This is a genomic window from Agrobacterium sp. 22094 (genome assembly GCF_052046015.1).
Taxonomy (GTDB): domain Bacteria; phylum Pseudomonadota; class Alphaproteobacteria; order Rhizobiales; family Rhizobiaceae; genus Agrobacterium; species Agrobacterium cavarae.
Genome location: NZ_JBQEPX010000002.1, coordinates 415,282 through 436,379 on the forward strand (window position 1 = coordinate 415,282; position 21,098 = coordinate 436,379).

The following is a 21,098-nucleotide window of genomic DNA, read 5'->3' on the forward strand; positions in this document are numbered from 1 at the left end:
CCCTACGGCATCAGCTGTCCGCCGTTGACCTCAATAATCTGTCCGGTGATGTAGCCGGACAGGAGTGGCGAGGCGAGAAAGAGATAGGCGCCGACGCATTCGTCCGGTGTGCCGACACGGGCCATCGGGACGCTCTGACGCTGGGCATCGAGCATTTCAGGGCTGGTGTAGCGATCATGAAAGGGAGTCGCGATGATGCCGGGTGCGACGGCGTTGACGCGAATACCGTCGCCGACGAACTCCTTTGCGTGGCCGCGGGTAATCGTCGAGACGAAGCCCTTGGCCGCAGCGTAGAGGATTGCGCCATTGCCGCCGCCATTGCGTGCCGCAATCGAGGTCGTGTTGATGACGAAGCCCTGCCGCCGCTTCAGGAACGGGACGGCCGCCTTTGTCGCAGCAAACACCGAGCGGGCATTGAGGTCCATGACACGCGCATAATGGGCGTCGTCCATCTCCGCCGTCGGCACGCGACCGAGCATGCCTCCGGCATTATTGATGAGCCCGTCAAGCCCGCCGAGCTTTTCAGCTGCAGCCTCGACCACGCGTTCACTCCCGCCCGGCTTTGATACATCTCCTTGAATAAGGAAGGCTTCACCCCCAGCGTGGCGAATGTCGGCAAGCACCGCTTCGGCAGCCGCAGCGCTTTCATTATAATGAACAGCAACCTTTGCGCCTTGCGCCGCCAAGGCCTTGGCCACTGCCGCGCCGATACCGGTGGAGGCGCCTGTGACAAGAACGGCTCTGTCGCTCAAATCCGGGATCTTCAATTCGTGCCACATGGGGTGCTCCTCCGCACGCTTCGGTTGGGACGAGCCTAGGCCTTGCAGACACAGAAGCAAGTTCTTATGCTTGCATCACATTCAACGATGCACTGAACGGAACTCATTCATGCCGCCGTTTCTCCGCTCGGAGCTGCCCGACCTTGCCGCCTTCTCAATTGTCGTTCGGCGCCGCAGTTTCAAGGCAGCCGCAATCGAACTGGGGATCACGGCGTCTGCTCTCAGCCACGCAATCCGCCGGCTGGAAGAGCGTTTGGGCACGAAGCTCCTCAATCGTACAAGCCGAAGCGTCGCGCCGACGCCCGCGGGGCTGCGCTTCGCCGCGCGTCTGGAGGCAGGGTTCGATGAGATCGGCTCGGCGCTCTCCGAGATGGACGACGTGCATGCCGGCGCCTTCGGCGAACTGCGCCTGAACATTCCCGCCGACGCCAGTCGCCTTCTGGTAAGCCCGGTACTCCCGAGTTTTCTGAAGCTCTTGCCTGATATGCGGTTTACGGTCGTCGTCGAAAATCGCCCGGTCGATATGGTGGCCGAAGGCTTCGATGCCGGAATACGATACGGGGACACTGTTCCTGAGGACATGATCGCAGTCGCGCTCACGCAAGCATTGGAGTGGGTCATCGTCGGTTCGCCCACCTATCTCGACAGGCATGGCCGACCGAAGAAGCCTGACGACCTGATGCACCATTCCTGCCTGCGCCTTCTTCTGGGTGACAATTCGGCGTTCCGATGGGAACTGGGCAACGGCGATGCCATGATACGGATCGACGTGCCCGGCAACTGCACGATCAGCGATACCCAGAGCACCATCGATGCCGCTGCCGATGGTTTGGGTCTCGGCTACGTCTTGAAACGCCGTGCCGATGCGGAGCTGCGCGATGGACGGCTGGAAGTCGTTTTGCCTCAATGGTCATCGACCGGTGCCGGCTTCCACATGTATTATCCGAGCCGACGGCAAAACCACCCGGCGCTGCGTCACCTGATCGAACTCATTCGGGCACGGGAAGGACTGCCGCCTTTGGTGCGATGATACACGACCGACGGCCAGTCGGTGAAGCGCGGCGTTGTTGCGCGTCGGGGATGAGGAGTTTTCAAGTCCCGCAGGATCGCGCTGACAGGTTTCCTTTTCAACTCGAAGTGCTCTAAGGCTGGTAGAGATTTCCCGGCTCTAGCCACTTCTCCAGATCAAATGGTCCAGCCATGCGCCAGAAGCTCTTCTTCTCCGAACGACCGGAGGTCATCTATGCAGTAGGCGATGTCCATGGCTGCCTCGACCTTCTTCACATTCTGCAGGAGAAGATTATGGCCGACGCCGAACGTGAGGGCGGGGAAAAGTGGATCATCATGCTCGGCGACTATGTGGATCGCGGACCGAAGTCCTCTGCGGTCCTCGAAGAGTTGATCACGACCCAGCCCGACGGAATTCGGCGTTTCTGCCTCGCTGGGAACCACGAGGAATCGATGGTGGATTTCATCCGAAATCCGCATGGTGATCATCGTTGGCTGGAATTCGGCGGTCTTGAAACCTTGCGGTCTTATGGCATTGCCAGGTTGCCAGAGGATAATCGGCAATTGCGAGCAGCCGTGCAGAAGGCCATACCGGCACATCACATTAGCTTTGCCGCCAGCCTTCCTTCGCTCATTGCGGTGCCGGGGCTGTGTTTTGTCCATGCCGGACTTTTGAACGACGTTCCCCTCGAACAGCAGGAGGACAAGAACCTCCTCTGGATTCGACCAAGCCAACAGGGAGCACCTTCGGTGGCAAACCCATTTCTGACCGTCCACGGTCATACGCCGGTGCGCAACGTCGCCATGGTCCATAACAGGTTGAATGTCGATACCGGCGCCTTCATGACGCGACGACTTTCAGGCGTGAAGATCAAACGCAGCGGCGAGATCACCGTCATGACGTCGGACAGGTAGACAAAGAAAAGCGGCCGGCTAAGTAACAACCGGCGGCGAGGAATGATGTGCCGGATCGCTCCGGCACATCGGACCATGTTTTAGTGGTTGTCGCGCGGAAGACCCTTGGTCTGGGCGATGCGCTGGTACTTTACGGCTGGCTCGAGCACTGCACCCGTTTCCATCTGTCCGACGATGCCGCGCTGGATTTCCTGCCAAGGCGTCTGGTGATCCGGATACTTGTAGCCACCCTGAGCGTTCAGCGCCTCATGACGCTTCGCCAGTTCTTCCGGCGAGATCAGGATATCGGCGGTGCCTCTGCCCACATCGATGCGAACGCGGTCGCCGGTCTGCAGGATGGCAAGACCGCCACCTGCTGCCGCTTCCGGCGAGGCATTGAGGATCGACGGGCTGCCCGACGTGCCGGACTGACGACCGTCGCCGATGCACGGTAGCGAGTTGACACCTTCCTTCAGCAGGTAATCGGGAGCACGCATGTTCACGACTTCTGCCGCACCTGGATAGCCGATCGGGCCGGCGCCACGCATGAACAGAACCGTCTGCGCGTCGATGCCGAGCGACGGATCGTCGATGCGGTGGTGATAATCTTCCGGACCGTCGAAGACGACAGCACGGCCTTCGAAAGCCTCGGGATCGTTCGGGTTGGAGAGATAGCGCTGACGGAATTCAGGGCTGATAACGCTGGTCTTCATGATGGCGGAAGAGAAGAGGTTGCCGCGCAGCACGCGGAAGCCTGCACGCTCCTTCAGCGGACGATCGTAAGGACGGATGACCTTCTCGTCTTCGATGATCGCACCACGGCAGTTTTCCCCGATCGTCTTGCCGTTGACCGTCAGGGCGTCTTCCATGATGAGGCCCTGTTCCATCAACTGGTTGACGACGGCCGGAACGCCACCGGCGTGATAGTAGTCTTCGCCGAGATATTCGCCAGCCGGCTGCAGGTTGACGAGCAGCGGAACTTCTTCGCCATAGGTCTGCCAGTCATCGACGGTGAGCTCGACGCCGACATGGCGTGCAAGACCGTTCAGATGGATCGGCGCGTTGGTGGAACCACCGATTGCCGAGTTGACGCGGATGGCGTTGATGAAGGCATCCTTGGTCATGATGTCAGACGGCTTCAGGTCTTCCTTGACCATCTCGACGATACGAAGACCGGTGAGATAGGAGATTTCCTGGCGATCGCGATACGGTGCAGGGATCGCGGCAGAGCCCGGAAGCTGCATGCCGAGCGCTTCGGCCAGCGAGTTCATCGTGGTCGCCGTGCCCATGGTGTTGCAGTAGCCGGTGGACGGCGCGGAGGAGGCAACGAGTTTGACGAAGCCCTGGTAATCAATCTCGCCCTTCGCCAGAAGTTCGCGAGCCTTCCAGACGATGGTGCCGGAGCCGGTGCGTTCGCCGCGGAACCAGCCATTCAGCATCGGGCCGACGGACAGAGCAATCGCCGGAATGTTGACGGTGGCCGCCGCCATAAGACAGGCAGGCGTCGTCTTGTCGCAGCCGATCGTCAGAACGACGCCATCGAGCGGATAGCCATACAGCACTTCGACGAGGCCCAGATAGGCAAGGTTACGGTCGAGACCGGCAGTCGGGCGCTTGCCGGTTTCCTGAATCGGATGAACCGGGAACTCGATAGCAATGCCGCCCGCTTCGCGGATACCTTCACGAAGGCGGTTCGCCAGTTCGAGGTGATGGCGATTGCAAGGCGAAAGGTCGGAACCTGTCTGCGCGATGCCGATGATCGGGCGGTCCGACTGAAGCTCGGCCTGGCTCAGACCGAAATTCATGTAACGCTCGAGATAGAGCGCCGTCATGTCGGCATTTGCGGGATTGTCGAACCATGCGCGCGAACGCAGCTTGCCTTGTGGGGCGGTCAAATTCTTCGAGTCTGTCATGATAATGGTCTCCAGCCGGAAGTGGCGAACGGGTAGGTCAACGGGAGTGCGACGAATTCATGGTGAAGCGTCGACAATGGGACCACGCAGACGCGTAGCGGAGACGACGACATCTGGCAAGGCGGACATCTGCCCAAACCTTCCACTGCGTCCAAACTCTCGCTGACGATTCGCACGATTCCTCCCGCCTCAATCTTTTTCATCCCTTGCCTGATCTGCGGCAATTGAGGAATACGGTCAATGCCGCAGATTGTTCTTTATATTCGTATTACTATTTCGGGATGAACGCAATTGTCAAGGAACGCAAAGACAGACGCGGCAATGCCGCTGAAAAAATATTACTAAATTATCCCATTGAATCTAATTATCTTTATTTAGAATGACCCGTTCTATTTCAAGCTGAGTAGCGATCCGAAGCAAAAAATCGCTTTTCAAAGATAATACTATATGCTCATATCGCCCCGTCAGCCGACATCATCTCTGGGAGGATTAAAGATGAAAAAAGCACTCGCGGCGGTTACCGTCGCTTTTTCCGTATGCCTGGCTTCTGGCGTATCCGCAAAGTCGCTCACCGTCGGCTTTTCGCAGATCGGCTCCGAATCGGGCTGGCGCGCTGCAGAAACCACCGTCACCAAGCAACAGGCTGAAAAGCGTGGCATCACTCTGAAATTTGCCGATGCGCAGCAGAAGCAGGAAAACCAGATCAAGGCCGTTCGCGGCTTCATCGCCCAGGGCGTCGATGCCATTCTGATTGCCCCTGTCGTCGCCACCGGCTGGGACGCAGTTCTGAAAGAAGCCAAGGAAGAAAACATTCCTGTTATTCTTCTTGACCGTCAGATCGAAGCTCCAGACAGCCTCTACCTGACCGCTGTGACCTCCGACCAGGTTCACGAAGGCAAGGTTGCCGGCGACTGGCTGGTCAAGGATGTCGGTTCGAAGGACTGCAATGTCGTCGAACTTCAGGGCACGACCGGTTCTTCGCCTGCCATCAACCGCAAGAAGGGCTTCGAAGAAGCCATCGCTTCGCACAAGAACATCAAGATCACGCGCTCGCAGACCGGCGACTTCACCCGCACCAAGGGTAAGGAAGTCATGGAAAGCTTCATCAAGGCTGAAAATGGCGGCAAGAACATCTGCGCTGTCTACGCCCACAATGATGATATGGCTGTCGGCGCGATCCAGGCGATCAAGGAAGCTGGTCTGAAGCCCGGCACAGACATCAAGGTCGTCTCCATCGACGCCGTTCCGGATATCTTCAAGGCCATGGCTGCCGGTGAAGCGAACGCAACGGTCGAACTGACGCCGAACATGGCTGGTCCTGCCTTCGATGCACTTGACGCTTACCTCAAGGACAAGAAAGAGCCGAAGAAATGGATCCAGACGGAATCCAAGCTTTATACGGCGTCTGACGATCCGATGAAGGTCTACGAGGCAAAGAAAGGCCTCGGCTACTAAGACCGGTTTGGGGGTGAAGTCCGCTTCACCCCAGATATCCAAACGCTTCCGTTCTTGCGCATTGCAGAGTGCCGCTGGTTCTTTGCTTTACATGCCTCATATCGGAACAGGCGATCGGAACGGTGCTTCAGCACCGTTTCCATTCACGCTTTTTCTTCAATGGAATGCTTCAGAATGTCCGAACAACCGTCCCTTCTGGAAGCACGTGCCATCGGTAAGTCCTTCCTCGGCATAACCGCTCTCGACAATGTCGATTTCACCCTTCGTGCCGGTGAAGTCCATGCGCTGCTCGGCGAAAATGGTGCCGGCAAATCCACGCTCATCAAGATCCTGACCGGCGTTTACACCCGCGACAAAGGAACAGTGCGCCTCGATGGCGACGAGATTTCCCCAGCCGATGTCGGTGAAGCCCAGGCGCTTGGCATTGGCACCGTCTACCAGGAGGTTAATCTCCTGGAAAACCTGACCGTTGCCGAAAATCTCTTTCTCGGCCGCCAGCCGCGCCGCTTCGGCCTCATCGACAAGCGCACCATGCGCGACGAGGCCCAGAAGCTGCTTGGTCGCTATGGCCTGACCATCGACGTCAATGCCCTGCTCTCCAGCTATTCGGTCGCCATCCGGCAGATCATTGCGATTGCGCGCGCCGTCGATCTCTCCGGCAAGGTGCTCGTTCTGGATGAGCCGACAGCCAGCCTCGACGCGCATGAAGTCGAGATGCTTTTCACGGTGCTGAGACAGCTTCGCGCCGAGGGTCTTGGCATCGTCATCATCACCCACTTCCTCAACCAGGTTTACGACATTGCCGACCGCGTTACGGTCCTGCGCAATGGCAAACTGGTGGGCACGCGCACCATTTCGGAGCTTCCGAGAGGCGAGCTCATTTCCATGATGCTCGGGCGCGAATTGCAGAATGTCACCCATAACCGACAGCCCTCCGACAATGATGTGGTCGAAGGGGCGCCTGCCATCCGTTTTCAAGGCTATGGCAAGCGCGGCAGCGTCGAACCCTTCGATCTTGATATTCGTCCGGGAGAAGTAGTCGGCATTGCAGGGCTCCTCGGTTCAGGCCGCAGCGAAACCGCCTTCCTTCTCTTTGGCATCGACAAGCCGGAAAGCGGAACAGCGACCATCGATGGCAAGCAGGTGTCCATCCAATCACCGGAAGCGGCCATCGACCAGGGCTTCGGCTTCTGTCCTGAAGAGCGGAAGACGGACGGCATTATTGGCGATTTTTCCGTCGCCGATAACATCGCGCTTGCCCTGCAAGCCCGTCAGGGCTGGATGCGCCCGATTTCCAAGCGTCAGAAGGCAGCGCTTGCCGACGACTTCATCAAGTCGCTCGACATTCGTCCCGCCGATCGTGAACGTCCGATCAAGTTCCTTTCCGGCGGCAATCAGCAGAAAGCAATCCTTGCCCGCTGGCTGGCAACCGAGCCTCGCCTCCTCATTCTTGATGAGCCGACGCGCGGCATCGATATTGGTGCACACGCCGAAATCCTCAAGATGATCGAGAAGCTCTGCCAGGAGGGCATGTCGCTCGTCGTCATTTCGTCGGAGCTGGAAGAACTGACGGCGGTCGCCCATCGCGTCATCGTCCTGTCGGACCGTCGCCATGTTGAAGAACTCAAGGGATCCGACGTGACTGCAGAAAACATCATGAAGGCGATTGCGACCTCCGCCCGCACGGAGGCCGCGTGATGAAGAGCATAACGTTGAAATTGAAGAGACTGGCACCGCAGTTCATTGCGCTGTTCATCATTCTAGCCGCCATTACGGTGATATCGCCCGGCTTCCTGAACGTCTCGATGCAGAATGGACGCCTCTATGGCAGCCTTATCGATATTCTGGTGCGCGCCGCACCCGTGGCGCTTTTGACGATCGGCATGACGCTGGTCATTGCCACCAAGGGTATCGATCTCTCCATAGGCGCGGTCATCGCCATTTGCGGTGCGGTTGCAGCCACGCTGATCAGTGCCGGGCATTCCATTCCCGTCGTGATTGCCGTCTCATTGGCAGTCGGCATCGCCTGCGGCATATGGAACGGCATTCTCGTCGCCGTCCTCGACATCCAACCGATCATTGCAACCCTCATCCTCATGGTTGCCGGCCGCGGCATTGCACAGCTGATCACCGAAGGCGTCATCCTGACCTTCAACAATGACAGCTTTGCCGCCATTGGGTCTGGGTCCTTTGCAGGCGCTCCACTGCCTGTGGTGATCTGGGTGGCGAGTGCCATTCTTATCGGTCTTCTGGTGCGCAAGTCCGCGCTCGGCTTCCTGATCGAGGCAACCGGCATCAATCGCCGCGCCGCCGCACTTGCCGGTGTTCGCGCCCGCTTCCTGCTATTCTTCGTCTACGCGATTTCAGGCCTTTGTGCCGCCATCGCCGGCATGATCGTGACCGCCGACATTCGTGGTGCGGATGCCAACAATGCTGGTCTCTGGCTTGAACTCGATGCGATCCTTGCGGTGGTCATCGGCGGCACGTCGCTCAATGGCGGTCGCTTCTCGATCACCGCGTCGCTCATCGGCGCACTGATCATCCAGACGATCAATACCGGTATTCTCGTCTCAGGCTTCCCGCCCGAATTCAACCTGATCATCAAGGCAGGCATCATCATCGTGGTTCTGACGCTTCAATCGCCGGCACTTGTCACGTTGCTCGGCTTTACCAGGACGCCGAAAAAACCAAGCCCGGCGGCACCGGCGCCCACCACAAACAAAGGAGAAGCTGCGCGATGATACACACACGCAACCTTCCCTTCTTCACCACGCTGGCGATCTTCATCATTGCCTATGCCCTGTGCGTTTCCCAATATCCGGGCATTCTCAGCACAAGGGTCATCGGCAATCTTTTGACCGACAATGCGTTTCTCGGCATTGCGGCCGTCGGCATGACATTCGTGATCCTGTCTGGCGGCATCGATCTATCGATCGGCTCGGTCATCGCCTTTGCCAGCGTTTTCGTCGCCGTGCTCGTCAACGGATATGGTGTTCATCCACTCGTTGCCTTCGCGGCGGTACTCGTCATCGCCACGATTTTTGGCAGCCTGATGGGCGCGATGATCCGCTTTCTCGCAATCCCGCCCTTCGTCGTCACCCTCGCGGGCATGTTTCTGGCACGCGGGGCCGCCTATCTCATGTCGACCGATTCCGTCCCGATCTCCCATCCGGTCATCGATGCCATCCAGGGCTTCTATATTCGTGTGCCGGGTGGCGGTCGATTGACGGCGCTTGCCATCCTGATGCTGATTGTCTTTGCAGTCGGCATATTGGTGGCAGCCCGCACCCGCTTCGGTGCCAATGTCTACGCACTTGGTGGAAACCAGCAATCGGCGGAACTGATGGGTGTACCCGTCGCTAAAACCACGATCGGTATCTATGCGCTGTCCGGCTTTCTCTCCGGTCTCGCGGGCATCGTCTACACGCTCTACACTTCCTCCGGCTACTCTCTGGCAACCGTCGGCGTTGAACTGGATGCGATTGCTGCCGTGGTGATCGGCGGGACGCTGCTGACAGGCGGAACAGGCCTCGTTGCCGGCACTTTCATCGGCTTGATGATCCAGGGCCTCATTCAGACCTATATCGTTTTTGATGGAACACTGTCATCCTGGTGGACGAAAATCGTCATCGGCATACTTCTGTTCATATTCATCGTTTTGCAACGCACAATCATCTGGTACTCAAACAGAAGAATGGCGGCGGCTCACCCGGCATAACATCAGCGAGGGAGATAGTTGTTGGGGCTACTGGAAAACACGATATCGGGACGAAAGCGGCGCAACAGCCATGCGCACGTCGTGGCGGAACTTGGCAGCGCTATTGTTTCGGGCCGGATACCGGAGGGTTCCCTTCTTCCCAACGATGCAGAACTCTCGCTTCGCTTCGGCGTATCGAGGACCGTTCTCAGAGAGACGATGAAAACGCTGGCCGCAAAGCGGCTGGTGGAAGCCAAAGCGAAAGTCGGGACACGCGTTCTCGACAAATCGAGCTGGAACTTCTTTGACCCGGATGTGCTGGGATGGCGCTGCGAGGCAGGGCTCGATCCTGAGTTCATCGAGCATCTGGCCGAAATTCGCCTGGCGCTTGAGCCGGCAGCGGCGGCAGCGGCTGCTCGGCATGCATCCAGTGAAGATATCGTCGCGCTCTACGCGATCGCGGCGAAATTCGACAACCCTGCCCATACCGCCGAAAGCATTGCCAAGATCGATCTGGAATTCCATCTGGCCGTTGCCAGCATTTCCGGCAATCCCTTCATGCGTTCTGCCAGCGGTCTGATTGAGGCGGCACTCGCCATCTCCTTCAAGCTATCGTCGCCAGCCTCTGCTCCGGCCACCATCGCGGAGATTGCCGCCAACCATTTGCGCATCGTCCATGCCATTGCGGCACGCGATGAGACCGCCGCCGTAAAGGCGATGCGGCACGTGATCGAAGTCGGCAAAGATCGGATCAAGAACTCCACTCTCACGTGAAGCGTCGCGAGAGCGTCACTCGATTTTGCAACGAAGGCGCGTTGTGGCTCTTCAATGGAAGTTGCGGCCCTTGACGGTGATGTGATCGTCATCGCTCTCCTGAAGAGCTGATCTCGGCGGCAAGCCGCGTCTGTCACGCGTCCTCGGTATCCCATGGTGAAACTCGTCGCCGCGACCATGCGGTAGCGGAAACGGCTTATCCCTTTCGCCGACACTTCTCAGAACATCCGACAGATCGGTGATGCGGTGTGCGACGACATGCACGACCTCGCCTTCACGCTGAAGCTTGCCGTAAATCCCCACCATACCCGCCGACAGAATGACACGGCGGTATTTCTCGAAGGTCTTCACCCAGACGACGGCATTGGCAATGCCGGTCTCGTCTTCAAGCGTCATGAAGATGACGCCCTTTGCCGAGCCAGGGCGCTGCCGCACGAGCACGAGACCAGCGACCTCCAGCCAGCGACCGTCATTCGTCTTGAGCGTCTCAGCGCATGTCACGATCCGACGTCGCGCGAGATCCTGGCGTAGGAAGCTCATGGGGTGGTCTCGCAGCGTCAGGCCCACATGACCATAGTCCTGCACAACCTCTCCGCCCGCGGTCATGGGCAGCAGGTTGACTTCCGGCTCCTGCAACTCCTCGATCAAGGTGTTTTCTCTCGCTGCGGCAGCGGCAAAGAGCGGTAGTGGCTCATCCCGCAACCCCTTGATGGCCCAAAGCGCCTCACGGCGCGAAAGTCCGAACGCGGTTAGAAACGCATCCGCCTCCGCGAGACATACCAGTGTTGAAACAGGTACCCCTGCTCGCCTCCACAGATCGTCTATAGACTGGAAAGGTCGCTCCTCCCGGCATGCAATAATCGCTGCTGCATGCTTGTTGGACAAGCCTTTCACGAGGCACATGCCCAGCCTCACAGCTTCGCGGTCCGGTGCAGTCTTTTCCTCGAGCGTACAATCCCAGCGGCTGGCATTGACGCAAACGGGCCGGACCACGACCCCATGATCGCGCGCATCGCGAACAAGCTGTGCCGGTGCATAAAATCCCATGGGCTGGGAGTTCAACAGCGCCGCACAGAAGATATCGGGATGGTGGCACTTCACCCATGCCGATGCATAGGCGATCAAGGCAAAGGAGGCAGCATGGCTTTCTGGGAAGCCGTAACTGCCGAAGCCTTGGATCTGCGCGAAGAGCCTTTTGGCAAACTCTTCGCTGAAACCGTTTTCGATCAGTCCGCCGATCAGCCGCTTTTCAAAATCTTTGATGGTTCCGACATTCTTGAATGTCGCCATCGCTCTTCTCAGCTTATCCGCTTCGCTGGGGGTAAAGCCGGCACAGTCGATGGCAATGCGCATGGCGTGTTCCTGAAACAACGGAACGCCAAGCGTTTTGCGAAGAACCTTTTCGAGGGTGGGATGTTCGTAAACGATCGTCTTACCCTCTGCTATTTCTTGGCGCCGCTTCAGATAGGGATGGACCATATTGCCCTGTATCGGACCCGGCCGCACGATTGCGACCTGAATGACCAGATCGTAAAGCTCCCTCGGTCTCAGCCTGGGCAACATCGACATCTGCGCCCGGCTTTCGATCTGGAACGTGCCGATCGTATCGGCCTTGCAGATCATGTCGTAGGTCGGCCCGTCGTCGTTCTTTATGCTGGTCAGCCCAAACTCCTCGCCATTGCGCCCCGTCAGCATCTCGAAGGCCCTTCGCATGCAGGAGAGCATGCCGAGTGCCAGGCAATCCATCTTCATGAAATCGACGATTTCAATGTCGTCCTTGTCCCATTCAATAATCCGCCTATCCTCCATCGCTGCTGGAAGAATGGGGACGAGTTCGTCCAGCCGGTCATGGGTCAAGACGAAGCCGCCCGGGTGCTGACTGAAATGGCGGGGCGTGCCGATGAGTTGGCGCGAGAGATCGAAGGCCAACCTGACGCGTCGATCCTCCAGATTGATGTTCAATTCCTTGGCGTGCTTCTCGCCGGTGCCTTCCGTCCACCACCATATCTGCGAGGACATGAGCTTGGTCAGGTCTTCGGGAAGACCAAGCACCTTGCCCACGTCGCGGATCGCACCTTTGCCGCGATAACAGGTGACCACAGAACAAAGCGCTGCCTTGTCATGCCCGTAATGATCGTAGATCCACTGAATGATCTCTTCCCGCCGCTGGTGTTCGAAATCGACATCGATATCCGGCGGCTCGTCACGGTCTTCGGAGACGAAGCGTTCGAATAGAAGGTCGCTTTCCTTTGGATCAATTGCGGTGATGCCGAGAACAAAGCATACGGCGGAGTTGGCCGCAGATCCCCGCCCTTGGCATAGGATTTTCATGTCTCGCGCCTGCCGGACAATCTTGTTGACGGTCAGGAAATAGGCTGCGTATTTCTTTCTGGCGATGATGGCCAATTCATGCCGCAGCGTCTTCTCCACCTTCTCCGGCACGCCATCGGGATAGCGCTTCGGCGCTTCTTCCCAGACGAACTTTTCCAGCGCTTCCTGTGCTGTCATCCCCGGAACTTGCCGCTCGTCCGGATATTGATATTCCAATTCCGAGAGGGAAAACCGGCACTTTTTCACGATCTTCAGTGTGTTTTCCAACGCATCCGGATAGGCAGAAAAAAGCCGGTACATTTCCTCCGGCGGCTTCAGATAGCGATCGGCATGTCGCTCCCGCCGAAAGCCGGCATCGTCAATGGTGCAGTTGTGGCGAATGCAGGTGACGACGTCCTGAAGCATGCGACGACCAGGCTCGTGAAAAAGAATGTCATTGGTGACGACCGTTGCCACGCCAGCGCGCGCTGCCATCTGCGAAAGCTCATGCAGGCGCAGCGCATCATTGGGCCGGCGGCGCAGGCTCATCGCCACATAGGCGCGATCGGCAAAGTCCGCTTTAATCCTGCGTAGATGGCTGGCAAGCCCTTCACTCGTCTCATCCGGCAGGAGGACCACGATCAGCCCTTCGCCATAGGCAACCAGATCGCTCCATGTGAGTGAGCACTTGCCAGCCTTGCCGTCTCTCTTACCGAATGTCAGCAGTCGGCACAGCCGACCATAAGCCTCTCTGTTCGTGGGATAGACCAGCACGGAGACATCCTGCACCAGATCCAGCCTGCAGCCGACCACCAGCCGAAGCTCAAGCTCTTTCGCAATCTTGTGCGCGCGAGGAATGGCCGCGAGGCTGTTCCGATCGACAATGCCCAGTGCCTCTATGCCGAGCGCTTTCGCCTGAGCAAAAAGCTCCTCACAGGAACTGGCGCCACGCAGAAAGGAAAAATGCGAGGTGACCTGCAGTTCGGCATAACGAACACCCGGACTCATGCGAAAAATCCATGCATGAACCACTCCAGAGAGCCGGTCTCTGTGTGCTCGCCATCGCCGGAACGGAAGATCCAGAAACGCTCGCCGCTCTCGTTTTCGACACGGAAATAATCGCGCACTGCCGAGAGCTCTCGATCGCGCTTCCACCATTCGCCAAAGACGCGCTCCGGCCCGTCGGCCCGCTTGACGATGTGACGTACCCCGCGCCATGTGAAGTTTCGGGGAGGATGATCGGGCAAGAGCGCCACCGTCTGGATTGGCTCCGGCTTGAACAACAACCTCACCGGCCTCGGCCAATGTTCCGGCCAACCGGGTGCATCTTCCGTGGCCTCTGCTGGTATCTTTTGAACGGAGCGTTCCGGCACATCGCTTTGAACGGCGGCATAGCGATAGACCTTGTGGCCTCGATTGAGGATGATATCGACAGCCTCGCCAATATCGCCTCCCGCCTCATCCAGAAGAACGGAGCGCGTCTGCCCGGCAAGAAGCGGCTCGGCATGGGTCGCCGTCAGCGTCATCTTCTCGATGCCGAAACCCGGATCGATCGTCTCGATACGGTCGGTCAGAAGGCGCGACAATTGCTTGCTATCGCGTGCGGGTTTGGAGGTTCCGGCCCGAATGGCCTGTACACCACTATCAACACGATGGAAAACGAGATCGACACGACGCGCACCTAAACCCCGCTTCTCCAAATCCAGGCAGAGGTCGGACACAAGCTTTCGAGCGTATTTTGCAATGGTTTCTGCAGCAGCAATCGGTTCGGGAAAGAAGCGGCGCACGGTTACCAGTTCCGCCACGCGGACCGGCTCTATCGGTTCCGACAGGATACCGTGAGCCTGATCCAGCCTGCGCCCAACCTCCGGTCCGAACCGCAAGGTGATCGGCGCGCGCGGCGCAGCTGCCAATTCTCCGATGCGGCGAAAGCCCAGGACCTTCAGCTCATTGACCAGATGTGCATCCAGCCGCAGGGCGGCAAGCGGGAGAGGCGCGAGCGCTTCTCGCACGCTGCCTTCAGGTAAAATGGTGACGGCTTCGCGCCCGAAACGGGCAAGCGCGTGAGCCGCGCCCCAGCTTTCGGCAATTGCCGCACGCGCCGTAAAACCCAGCGCATGCAGGCGATTGATCATTCCCGTCAGCATCAGTCTTTCATTGCCATGCAGGTGATCGGCCCCTGTCGTATCGAGCACCAGCCCATCGGGCGTATCCGGCGCGACGATGGGGGCATAGATGCGTAGAAACCAGAAGGCCAGATCCTCAAGGGCTTTTGCATCCTCCACCGGCTTCAAGTCTTCGACAATAAGGCCTGGTAGAATGGCCTGCGCCTTGCTGGCCGGCATGCCGGGGCGCAAGCCCGCCTTCAGCGCGGCACTATTCAGAGCAGCCACGAGCCGGCGGCTTCCCTGGCGGGCGATCATGACGACCGGAGTTTCAACCGGCGGCGCTTCGTCCCCAAGCATCCTGCGGTATCGATCCGTCTGCCATGTCGGCAGGTATAGCGAGACGACCCTCTGCATCACAGGCTTCCACTTCCAGTTCAAAAGGTTCGCCGCCCCGAACACGCAGCAATTCTACAAACCAGCGTGACCGCCCTACCCCGCGTACCGGCAGCGGGGTGGAGGGACGCATGGAAATGCGCCATCGGGTGACGGCGGCGGTCGGCTGACCAAAATCGGCGACACCGCTCACATGACGCCAGCGGCGAAGCGCTATGGCTGCCACGCCCGAAGCTTCCGCCGTCAGTTGCAGACGCCGCGACATGTTCATCGGCAGCTTCGACACTTCACCGATCACCGCACCAAAGCCGTTGCAGCGAAGCCCCTCCTCGAAACAATCCAGCACGCCCTTTTCGTCGCGGCATTCGACGATGATCAGCCGGTTATGCGAAAGTCCTGCCTGTGTGAGAGCAGGCATGAAGAGATCGGGACGGGTCACGCACCAAAGAATCTTGCCCTTCAACCGGGCAGCGATCCCCGCACAGAAGAGCGCTGACGCTGCACCGTCCACGGCACCATTTCCGCCGCCGCTCACCTCATGCAGGCTGCCAAGCTTCAGGCCTTGGCCGGGAAGACGCCCATCTATGGCTGGAATATTGAAGGGCAGAGTCTGCTGCTGTCTGGCAGGACCTTGGGTGATCCTCTCCAGCCTTTCTCGCAATTCCTCCACGACAAGCTGTTCTGCGCGCTTCTGCATGACACGAAACTTCTCAGAGCATTCCACGCTAAAAAACTAATGTTCACTTTTTGTTCTAGATTCACAAAAGAGTCAACACGAGTCAGCCGGACTCCTGTGGAGAGGTGGACGATTCCTTTATCTCCCGGCCAATGGCCGTACCGCGATACCTGCCAAGAAGGGCGATGTGACCGCAGGGGTGCGCCGCGGCAGGCAGAGTTTGCCAGCCGCGTAAAACAGCATGAACGAGCCGATCTGGTATGCGAAAATAATGTCGATCTCGACGAAAGAGCGGACGACAAACAGGGCGCAGAGCGAAAACAGGATCAGCGCCTGCGGATCCTGATTGCGCATGAGGATTGACCGCAAGTGACCCAAAAGCGTGCCGTAGAGCAGGATGACAAGCAGAATGAGACCGACGAAACCGTTCTCCACCACCACCTCAATATAGGTGTTGTGGAAATGAAAGCCGCTGCGACCGGAAATGAAGAAATCGTCCCAGAGCCTTTCGGCATCGGAAAAGCCCGGCACCCAGAAGCCTTGATAACCGACACCGAAAATTGGCGCCCGCTTGGCCGCCTCGATCCCCTGCTGCCAGAGATAGGTGCGTCCTGTCAGTGTTGTGTCCTTGCCGAAGACACCGAGGATCGCGTCGAAGAGGCCGAACTGTAGCGCGGCCACGACAAACAGACCGCCCAAGCCAACGGCTGCAAAAAACAGCATCTTCCTATTGCCAGGGGATAAGGCCCAGAGCGGCAGCAGACCCGCCATCATGATGACGACGGCTGCAGTGGTGATCGCGGATGTTGCCGATTGCGATGCAAGCAGGCTGTAGGCCGAGATCAGACCGGCAACGCCCGCGATCGGCAGCCACAAACCTCTTTGGCGCAGCACAAGCACAGAAGCTGCGGCAAAGAGGACGCCAAGCGAGGCATAGAAGCCCAACTGGTTCTTGGAAGAGAATGCGCCGACGAAGCTGGTCGTGCCATCCAGCGCATCGAAAAGATAGGTTCCAAACAGCAGTGAATAGAGAAGAACGATGGTAATGCCGATCAGCGCCCCGCGCGTCAGCGTCTTGATCGATATGACGCGCATGGCAATCAGCGCGCAAACGATGTGCGTCATGTACTGAATGGAGGCGCGCAGGCTGACGGACATGGCGTCCGACCAGAAGCTCGACAGCACGGCCAGAATGCCGAAGGCGAAAATCCAGAAGTAGCGGGTGTAATTGCCGAGCACCCGGCGATAATCCACGACGACCAGAGGCAGCCAGATGGCGTAATAGGCAAGGATCGAAACCTGGCCGAACTTCGACGAATAGGCGAAGACGAAGAAGGACAGCGCGACTGCCGCCGTTCCGTAGAGCCCGTTTCTGTCAGGATCGATCAGTGCCGATTTCGCAATCCGCATGGCAGCCTCACTGCATCAGCACTTCCGAGGAAACCTTGATAACGTCGCCAGGCTCAAGGGCCGTGGTTTCGTCAACCTTGATTTCCTTCGATTTTCCCTTGTCCTCACGCACAACGACATAGGAAATCGAGGCCGACTTGCCGGACGGATCGAAGCGCAGAGCTTCCGCCGATTGCGCCAAGGCCTCCGACATGAGTTCGCGGCTGGTGGAAAGCTGCAGGTTCAGCTTCTGCAATTCGGCCTGCGTATCCTGCAATTCCTTGGAGCGCTGCGCGTCCCAGTCGTTTCGCAGGTTGATCTCATCCTGGATCGCCTTGTTGATATCCTGCTTGGCGCGCAAAGCATTCGTATCGATGTCGAGAAGCGTCGCCTCAACCTCGGCTGCGCGTTCTTCCGCCGAGATACGACGCTGAGCAAGCGCAAGACCCTGCTCGTTCAAGCGATTGACCTTTTCCCGGTCTTCATTTGCCAATTGCAACTGACGCTGCTGGCTCTCTGCCTTCTTGCGCAGAGATTCCACTTCCGCATCCAGCAGTTCACGCAAATCCTTCAACGCTTTCAATTGAAGCGTATAGCGCTCGGTGCGAGACTTCATCAGCGCACTTTCGCTTTCCAGGAGCGCATCGATATTGACGACCTTTTCCATTTCAGGCGTCTTCTTGATCTCCTGATCGCCGCTCACTTCGGCAAGCAACCTTGCCTGACGCGCCAGAAGACGGCCGCGCTGGTCGTCATAGACGGCGGCGTCGCCACGGGCATTGATAAAGTCACGGGCAAAACGCTGCCCTGCATCGGAACGGCGCAAACCACCCGCGAGGCTGACAGCCTTCAGAACCGTCATATTGGGCGCATAGGGATATTCGCCGGGCGTTTGCACATCACCCGTCAGGAAGACCGGACGGAACTGGGCAACTTCGACGGAGGCTGATGGAAGGTTGCGCAGAGCAAACTTGCTTTGAAGCTGCGCCCCGATCGCCTCTCCCACCTCGCCTGCCGTCTTTCCGGCAACATTTAACTGGCCGATGAAGGGAAGCGCCAGCGTGCCTGACGGGCCGACCGAGTAATCGCCATTGATCACATCCCAGTTGCGGATGGTGCCGTCTGCCGGCTGCCATTCGGCAACGCGGATGCGAAGCTTGTCAGCGGTTCCGAGGCGGTATTGGCCATCCTGCGCAAGCGCGCTGAGCGGACTGGTGAAGAGCAGCGCCGCGGCAACAGCCAGAGCAGTACCTTTGCACCATGTTTGGGTGCGCCGTTTTTTAGGGAGGGCTTCGTCGGCAATGCCAACCATGTAAAACTCCATGTTGATGCCTTGAAAAGTGAATGTGCGACCGGCTCAGGTCCGGTCGCAGCCGCAAGGCATGGCACAGGTGGGAGGGCCTGCGTTCACGCCGAGTATCTAATCTGGCTTCAATAGCTGCCGCGGGACATGCAGACAGCTGGCACGGTTTTCATGATGATGGAAATGTCTCTCATCATCGACCAGTTCTGAACATATTGCGTGTCGTAATCAACGCGCTCCTTGTAGGAGACGTCGTTGCGACCGCTGATCTGCCAGAGACCGGTAAGACCAGGACGCGTGCTGAGATAATAGCGCGCGGCACTTTCATAGTAGTTGAGCTCTTCGTCCACGACAGGACGAGGACCCACAACACTCATTTCACCACGAATGATGTTGATGAGCTGTGGCAGTTCATCAAGGCTCAGCTTGCGAAGAACGCTACCGACAGCTGTGACACGCGGATCGTTCTTCAGTTTTCTCGTCTGGCGCCATTCTTCCGCAGCTTGCGGGTCAGACGTCAGATATTGTTTCAGCACCTCATCTCCGTTCACGACCATCGTGCGGAATTTCAGGCAATGAAACGTGCGGCCATTATGGCCGATACGGCGGTGGCCGTAAAAAGCGGGTCCCTTGTCGGAGAGTTTGACCAAGACCACGATCATGAGAAAGATCGGGCTGAGGACAAGAAGGGCGAGCAGTGCCGAGGAAACATCGAAACTGCGTTTCACGATGCCCCCGATAGGAAAGCTCACATCAGACTCTTCAGAACCACTAAGCGGCGAAACAGCCGATCGAGTCGCGGACTTCATAGAGAGAACTCCATTTATGTTTTGCGATAGGTCGGTACCCGTTGGGCGCGTCATGCAGTCATCATGAGACATGAAGTCTGTGGTCGGAATTTGGTGCTTTTGAATTTTTTGTGAGGCAACGTTACCCGGCTGCCTAAAACCGGCCGCCCCAAATTCCTCACATCATGTTGGCTAAGACTATTGATGAACGCCTATAAAAGGAACAAAGACGGGCAGGCGTCATGCAGTTGACGCATGGTGACCATCTCTATGTATTGCGCAGCCATTTATATTAAAACTGTTCTTCTGGTTTACTGGTCTCGCCGGTAAGCTGGAGCGTCTTTGTAAGGCTCAATTAAATAAGAGACGTGTAATATTTCTTATGTGCAGCGCAGCAAAATTATGGCGCCGCACATGTAAAATAATTAAAAATAAACCGTTTTTGTTGGGAAAAATTAATTTCAACCGCTTTCTGAAACGTTTCCGAGACGAAAGAGTGGCTTAAATAAGGCAAGAATGTGGCAAAATCTCTGCCTCACGAAGTGTTGCCTGCCCCGACTCGCGATTGGAAGGCACCTGCACTGCGCCTCCTTCTTCATATTCGCCTCATATCGGCCGCGCCCAAAAGAAAAGCTGGCGCACCCATGGTGCACCAGCCCTTCATCGACCTTGAAGCTATGAAAAATAGCTTATGCTGCCTTACGTTCGTGACGGCCTTCCTCGACCTCTTCGACGATCTTTGCAACGAAAGCTTCCAGATCGTCGGGGTTGCGGGAGGTGACGATGCCCTTGTCGCAAACGACCTTTTCGTCCTTCCAAATGCCACCGGCATTCTTCACGTCGGTTTTGATAGAGCCGTAAGACGTCACTTCACGGCCGCGAACCGCATCGGCTTCAACCAGAAGCCATGGTGCGTGGCAGATGGCAGCCACGACCTTACCGGACTTCACGAATTCCTTGACCACGCGCATTGCGTCGTCATTGGTGCGCAGGACGTCCGGATTGATCTGGCCGCCAGGAAGGACAAGAGCGTCGAAATCTTCGATCCGCACGTCCTTGGCAAGCAGGTCGACTTTCACGCTGTCGCCCCAGTCTTTCTCGTCCCAGCTCTTGATCTCGCCATCCTTGATCGAGGCGATCTTGACGTCTGCGCCCTTGCGCTGCAGCTCTTCGTACGGCACGCGAAGCTCCGAGCGCTCGTATCCGTCTGTCGCGAGAATGACGATCTTGGCAGAATTGATAGCAGTCATGACTGTTTCCTTCCTGGTCTATATTCTGTTGGGGTGGGCTCGTTAGGATTCTACGTCTGAGTTGACAGACGGTAGAAAAAATTCGACATCGGCGATCCGTGCCTTGTCGAGGGTTGCGATGCGCTCCTGCCAGAAGCGCTCGGCTTCTTCCGGCTCATGGTCGTATTGACGAACAAATGTCTTGTTGTCGTCGATCATGACCTGGCGGGTGCCGCCAAGGAGCATGTATTCTTCCGCAAGCTTTCGCGTTTCGGTCTTTTCCACGTCAAAACCTCCTTGGCAGCCAAATTGTATTGGCAGATTGGGCGGAGACGGCCGGATGGATAAGAAGCTCGTCTGCCTTTTCGTTGGCCATCGCGAG

The 21,098-nt window shown here is 57.8% G+C and carries 17 protein-coding genes; 7 read left to right on the forward strand and 10 right to left on the reverse strand.

What is annotated here, in order from left to right; all coding sequences use genetic code 11:
- Positions 1-2: 2 nt before the first annotated feature.
- Complete coding sequence (locus tag ACTJK5_RS14360) at positions 3-779, reverse strand: SDR family NAD(P)-dependent oxidoreductase (RefSeq protein WP_440612754.1); 777 nt, start codon at positions 777-779, stop codon at positions 3-5.
- A gap of 109 nt (positions 780-888) precedes the next feature.
- Here ACTJK5_RS14360 and ACTJK5_RS14365 point away from each other — a divergent pair, with 109 nt between their 5' ends.
- On the forward strand, positions 889-1,809 hold the full coding sequence (locus tag ACTJK5_RS14365) for a LysR family transcriptional regulator (protein WP_440612755.1): 921 nt from the start codon (positions 889-891) through the stop codon (positions 1,807-1,809).
- A 170-nt stretch (positions 1,810-1,979) separates the two neighbouring features.
- Positions 1,980-2,702 carry a metallophosphoesterase gene (locus ACTJK5_RS14370; RefSeq protein WP_112954044.1) on the forward strand — a complete coding sequence of 241 codons (723 nt, stop codon included), beginning with the start codon at positions 1,980-1,982 and terminating at the stop codon, positions 2,700-2,702.
- 80 nt (positions 2,703-2,782) lie between these two features.
- Here ACTJK5_RS14370 and ACTJK5_RS14375 read toward each other — a convergent pair whose 3' ends face one another.
- Positions 2,783-4,594: an IlvD/Edd family dehydratase gene (locus tag ACTJK5_RS14375; RefSeq protein WP_062424148.1), complete on the reverse strand. Its 1,812-nt coding sequence runs from the start codon at positions 4,592-4,594 to the stop codon at positions 2,783-2,785.
- A gap of 495 nt (positions 4,595-5,089) precedes the next feature.
- On the opposite strand from ACTJK5_RS14375, the gene ytfQ reads away from it, so the two are divergent.
- The 5 genes from ytfQ (at position 5,090) to ACTJK5_RS14400 (ending at position 10,520) form a co-directional block, all read left to right on the forward strand.
- Positions 5,090-6,049: a galactofuranose ABC transporter, galactofuranose-binding protein YtfQ gene (gene ytfQ, locus ACTJK5_RS14380; RefSeq protein ID WP_062441680.1), complete on the forward strand. Its 960-nt coding sequence runs from the start codon at positions 5,090-5,092 to the stop codon at positions 6,047-6,049.
- A gap of 174 nt (positions 6,050-6,223) precedes the next feature.
- Complete coding sequence (locus ACTJK5_RS14385) at positions 6,224-7,747, forward strand: sugar ABC transporter ATP-binding protein (RefSeq protein WP_116493546.1); 1,524 nt, start codon at positions 6,224-6,226, stop codon at positions 7,745-7,747.
- Positions 7,747-8,790 carry an ABC transporter permease gene (locus tag ACTJK5_RS14390; protein ID WP_440612756.1) on the forward strand — a complete coding sequence of 348 codons (1,044 nt, stop codon included), beginning with the start codon at positions 7,747-7,749 and terminating at the stop codon, positions 8,788-8,790. Before ACTJK5_RS14385 ends, ACTJK5_RS14390 begins: the two co-directional genes overlap by 1 nt.
- A complete protein-coding gene (yjfF, locus tag ACTJK5_RS14395) occupies positions 8,787-9,767 on the forward strand; it encodes a galactofuranose ABC transporter, permease protein YjfF (RefSeq protein ID WP_312804543.1) in 981 nt (326 codons plus the stop codon). The genes ACTJK5_RS14390 and yjfF overlap by 4 nt, the downstream gene beginning before the upstream one ends.
- A gap of 21 nt (positions 9,768-9,788) precedes the next feature.
- Positions 9,789-10,520, forward strand: coding sequence for a FadR/GntR family transcriptional regulator (locus ACTJK5_RS14400; RefSeq protein WP_111847082.1), 732 nt, complete (start codon positions 9,789-9,791; stop codon positions 10,518-10,520).
- A gap of 51 nt (positions 10,521-10,571) precedes the next feature.
- On the opposite strand, the gene ACTJK5_RS14405 is transcribed toward ACTJK5_RS14400, so the two are convergent.
- The 8 genes from ACTJK5_RS14405 to ACTJK5_RS14440 form a co-directional block, all read right to left on the reverse strand.
- Entirely contained in the window at positions 10,572-13,838 is a 3,267-nt protein-coding gene (locus tag ACTJK5_RS14405) for an error-prone DNA polymerase (protein WP_440612757.1), read from the reverse strand.
- Positions 13,835-15,352, reverse strand: a complete 1,518-nt coding sequence (locus ACTJK5_RS14410) for a DUF6504 family protein (RefSeq protein WP_335323714.1) — start codon at positions 15,350-15,352, stop codon at positions 13,835-13,837. Before ACTJK5_RS14410 ends, ACTJK5_RS14405 begins: the two co-directional genes overlap by 4 nt.
- Entirely contained in the window at positions 15,267-16,028 is a 762-nt protein-coding gene (locus ACTJK5_RS14415) for an ImuA family protein (protein WP_335323713.1), read from the reverse strand. Before ACTJK5_RS14415 ends, ACTJK5_RS14410 begins: the two co-directional genes overlap by 86 nt.
- Before the next feature lie 117 nt (positions 16,029-16,145).
- The gene (locus ACTJK5_RS14420) at positions 16,146-17,417 is read right to left on the reverse strand and encodes an O-antigen ligase family protein (RefSeq protein WP_440612758.1); all 1,272 of its coding nucleotides are present in this window, start codon (positions 17,415-17,417) and stop codon (positions 16,146-16,148) included.
- Between the two features lie 7 nt (positions 17,418-17,424).
- On the reverse strand, positions 17,425-18,708 hold the full coding sequence (locus tag ACTJK5_RS14425) for a polysaccharide biosynthesis/export family protein (protein ID WP_113265682.1): 1,284 nt from the start codon (positions 18,706-18,708) through the stop codon (positions 17,425-17,427).
- Between the two features lie 119 nt (positions 18,709-18,827).
- Positions 18,828-19,508 carry a sugar transferase gene (locus ACTJK5_RS14430; protein ID WP_062424139.1) on the reverse strand — a complete coding sequence of 227 codons (681 nt, stop codon included), beginning with the start codon at positions 19,506-19,508 and terminating at the stop codon, positions 18,828-18,830.
- A gap of 668 nt (positions 19,509-20,176) precedes the next feature.
- Positions 20,177-20,737 carry a DJ-1/PfpI/YhbO family deglycase/protease gene (locus tag ACTJK5_RS14435; protein WP_440612759.1) on the reverse strand — a complete coding sequence of 187 codons (561 nt, stop codon included), beginning with the start codon at positions 20,735-20,737 and terminating at the stop codon, positions 20,177-20,179.
- A gap of 42 nt (positions 20,738-20,779) precedes the next feature.
- On the reverse strand, positions 20,780-21,001 hold the full coding sequence (locus tag ACTJK5_RS14440; RefSeq protein WP_062424591.1) for a hypothetical protein: 222 nt from the start codon (positions 20,999-21,001) through the stop codon (positions 20,780-20,782).
- Positions 21,002-21,098: the final 97 nt, after the last annotated feature.

Excerpts from the sequence above, each read along its gene's own strand:
- ACTJK5_RS14360 (WP_440612754.1), bottom strand. The coding sequence starts at position 779 with ATGTGGCACGAATTGAAGATCCCGGATTTGAGCGACAGAGCCGTTCTT.
- ACTJK5_RS14370 (WP_112954044.1), top strand. The coding sequence starts at position 1,980 with ATGCGCCAGAAGCTCTTCTTCTCCGAACGACCGGAGGTCATCTATGCA.
- ACTJK5_RS14390 (WP_440612756.1), top strand. The coding sequence starts at position 7,747 with ATGAAGAGCATAACGTTGAAATTGAAGAGACTGGCACCGCAGTTCATT.
- ACTJK5_RS14435 (WP_440612759.1), bottom strand. The coding sequence starts at position 20,737 with ATGACTGCTATCAATTCTGCCAAGATCGTCATTCTCGCGACAGACGGA.
- yjfF (WP_312804543.1), top strand. The coding sequence starts at position 8,787 with ATGATACACACACGCAACCTTCCCTTCTTCACCACGCTGGCGATCTTC.
- ACTJK5_RS14415 (WP_335323713.1), bottom strand. The coding sequence starts at position 16,028 with ATGCAGAAGCGCGCAGAACAGCTTGTCGTGGAGGAATTGCGAGAAAGG.
- ACTJK5_RS14425 (WP_113265682.1), bottom strand. The coding sequence starts at position 18,708 with ATGGTTGGCATTGCCGACGAAGCCCTCCCTAAAAAACGGCGCACCCAA.
- ACTJK5_RS14365 (WP_440612755.1), top strand. The coding sequence starts at position 889 with ATGCCGCCGTTTCTCCGCTCGGAGCTGCCCGACCTTGCCGCCTTCTCA.
- ACTJK5_RS14375 (WP_062424148.1), bottom strand. The coding sequence starts at position 4,594 with ATGACAGACTCGAAGAATTTGACCGCCCCACAAGGCAAGCTGCGTTCG.
- ACTJK5_RS14410 (WP_335323714.1), bottom strand. The coding sequence starts at position 15,352 with ATGCAGAGGGTCGTCTCGCTATACCTGCCGACATGGCAGACGGATCGA.
- ACTJK5_RS14430 (WP_062424139.1), bottom strand. The coding sequence starts at position 19,508 with ATGAAGTCCGCGACTCGATCGGCTGTTTCGCCGCTTAGTGGTTCTGAA.
- ACTJK5_RS14385 (WP_116493546.1), top strand. The coding sequence starts at position 6,224 with ATGTCCGAACAACCGTCCCTTCTGGAAGCACGTGCCATCGGTAAGTCC.
- ytfQ (WP_062441680.1), top strand. The coding sequence starts at position 5,090 with ATGAAAAAAGCACTCGCGGCGGTTACCGTCGCTTTTTCCGTATGCCTG.
- ACTJK5_RS14405 (WP_440612757.1), bottom strand. The coding sequence starts at position 13,838 with ATGAGTCCGGGTGTTCGTTATGCCGAACTGCAGGTCACCTCGCATTTT.
- ACTJK5_RS14420 (WP_440612758.1), bottom strand. The coding sequence starts at position 17,417 with ATGCGGATTGCGAAATCGGCACTGATCGATCCTGACAGAAACGGGCTC.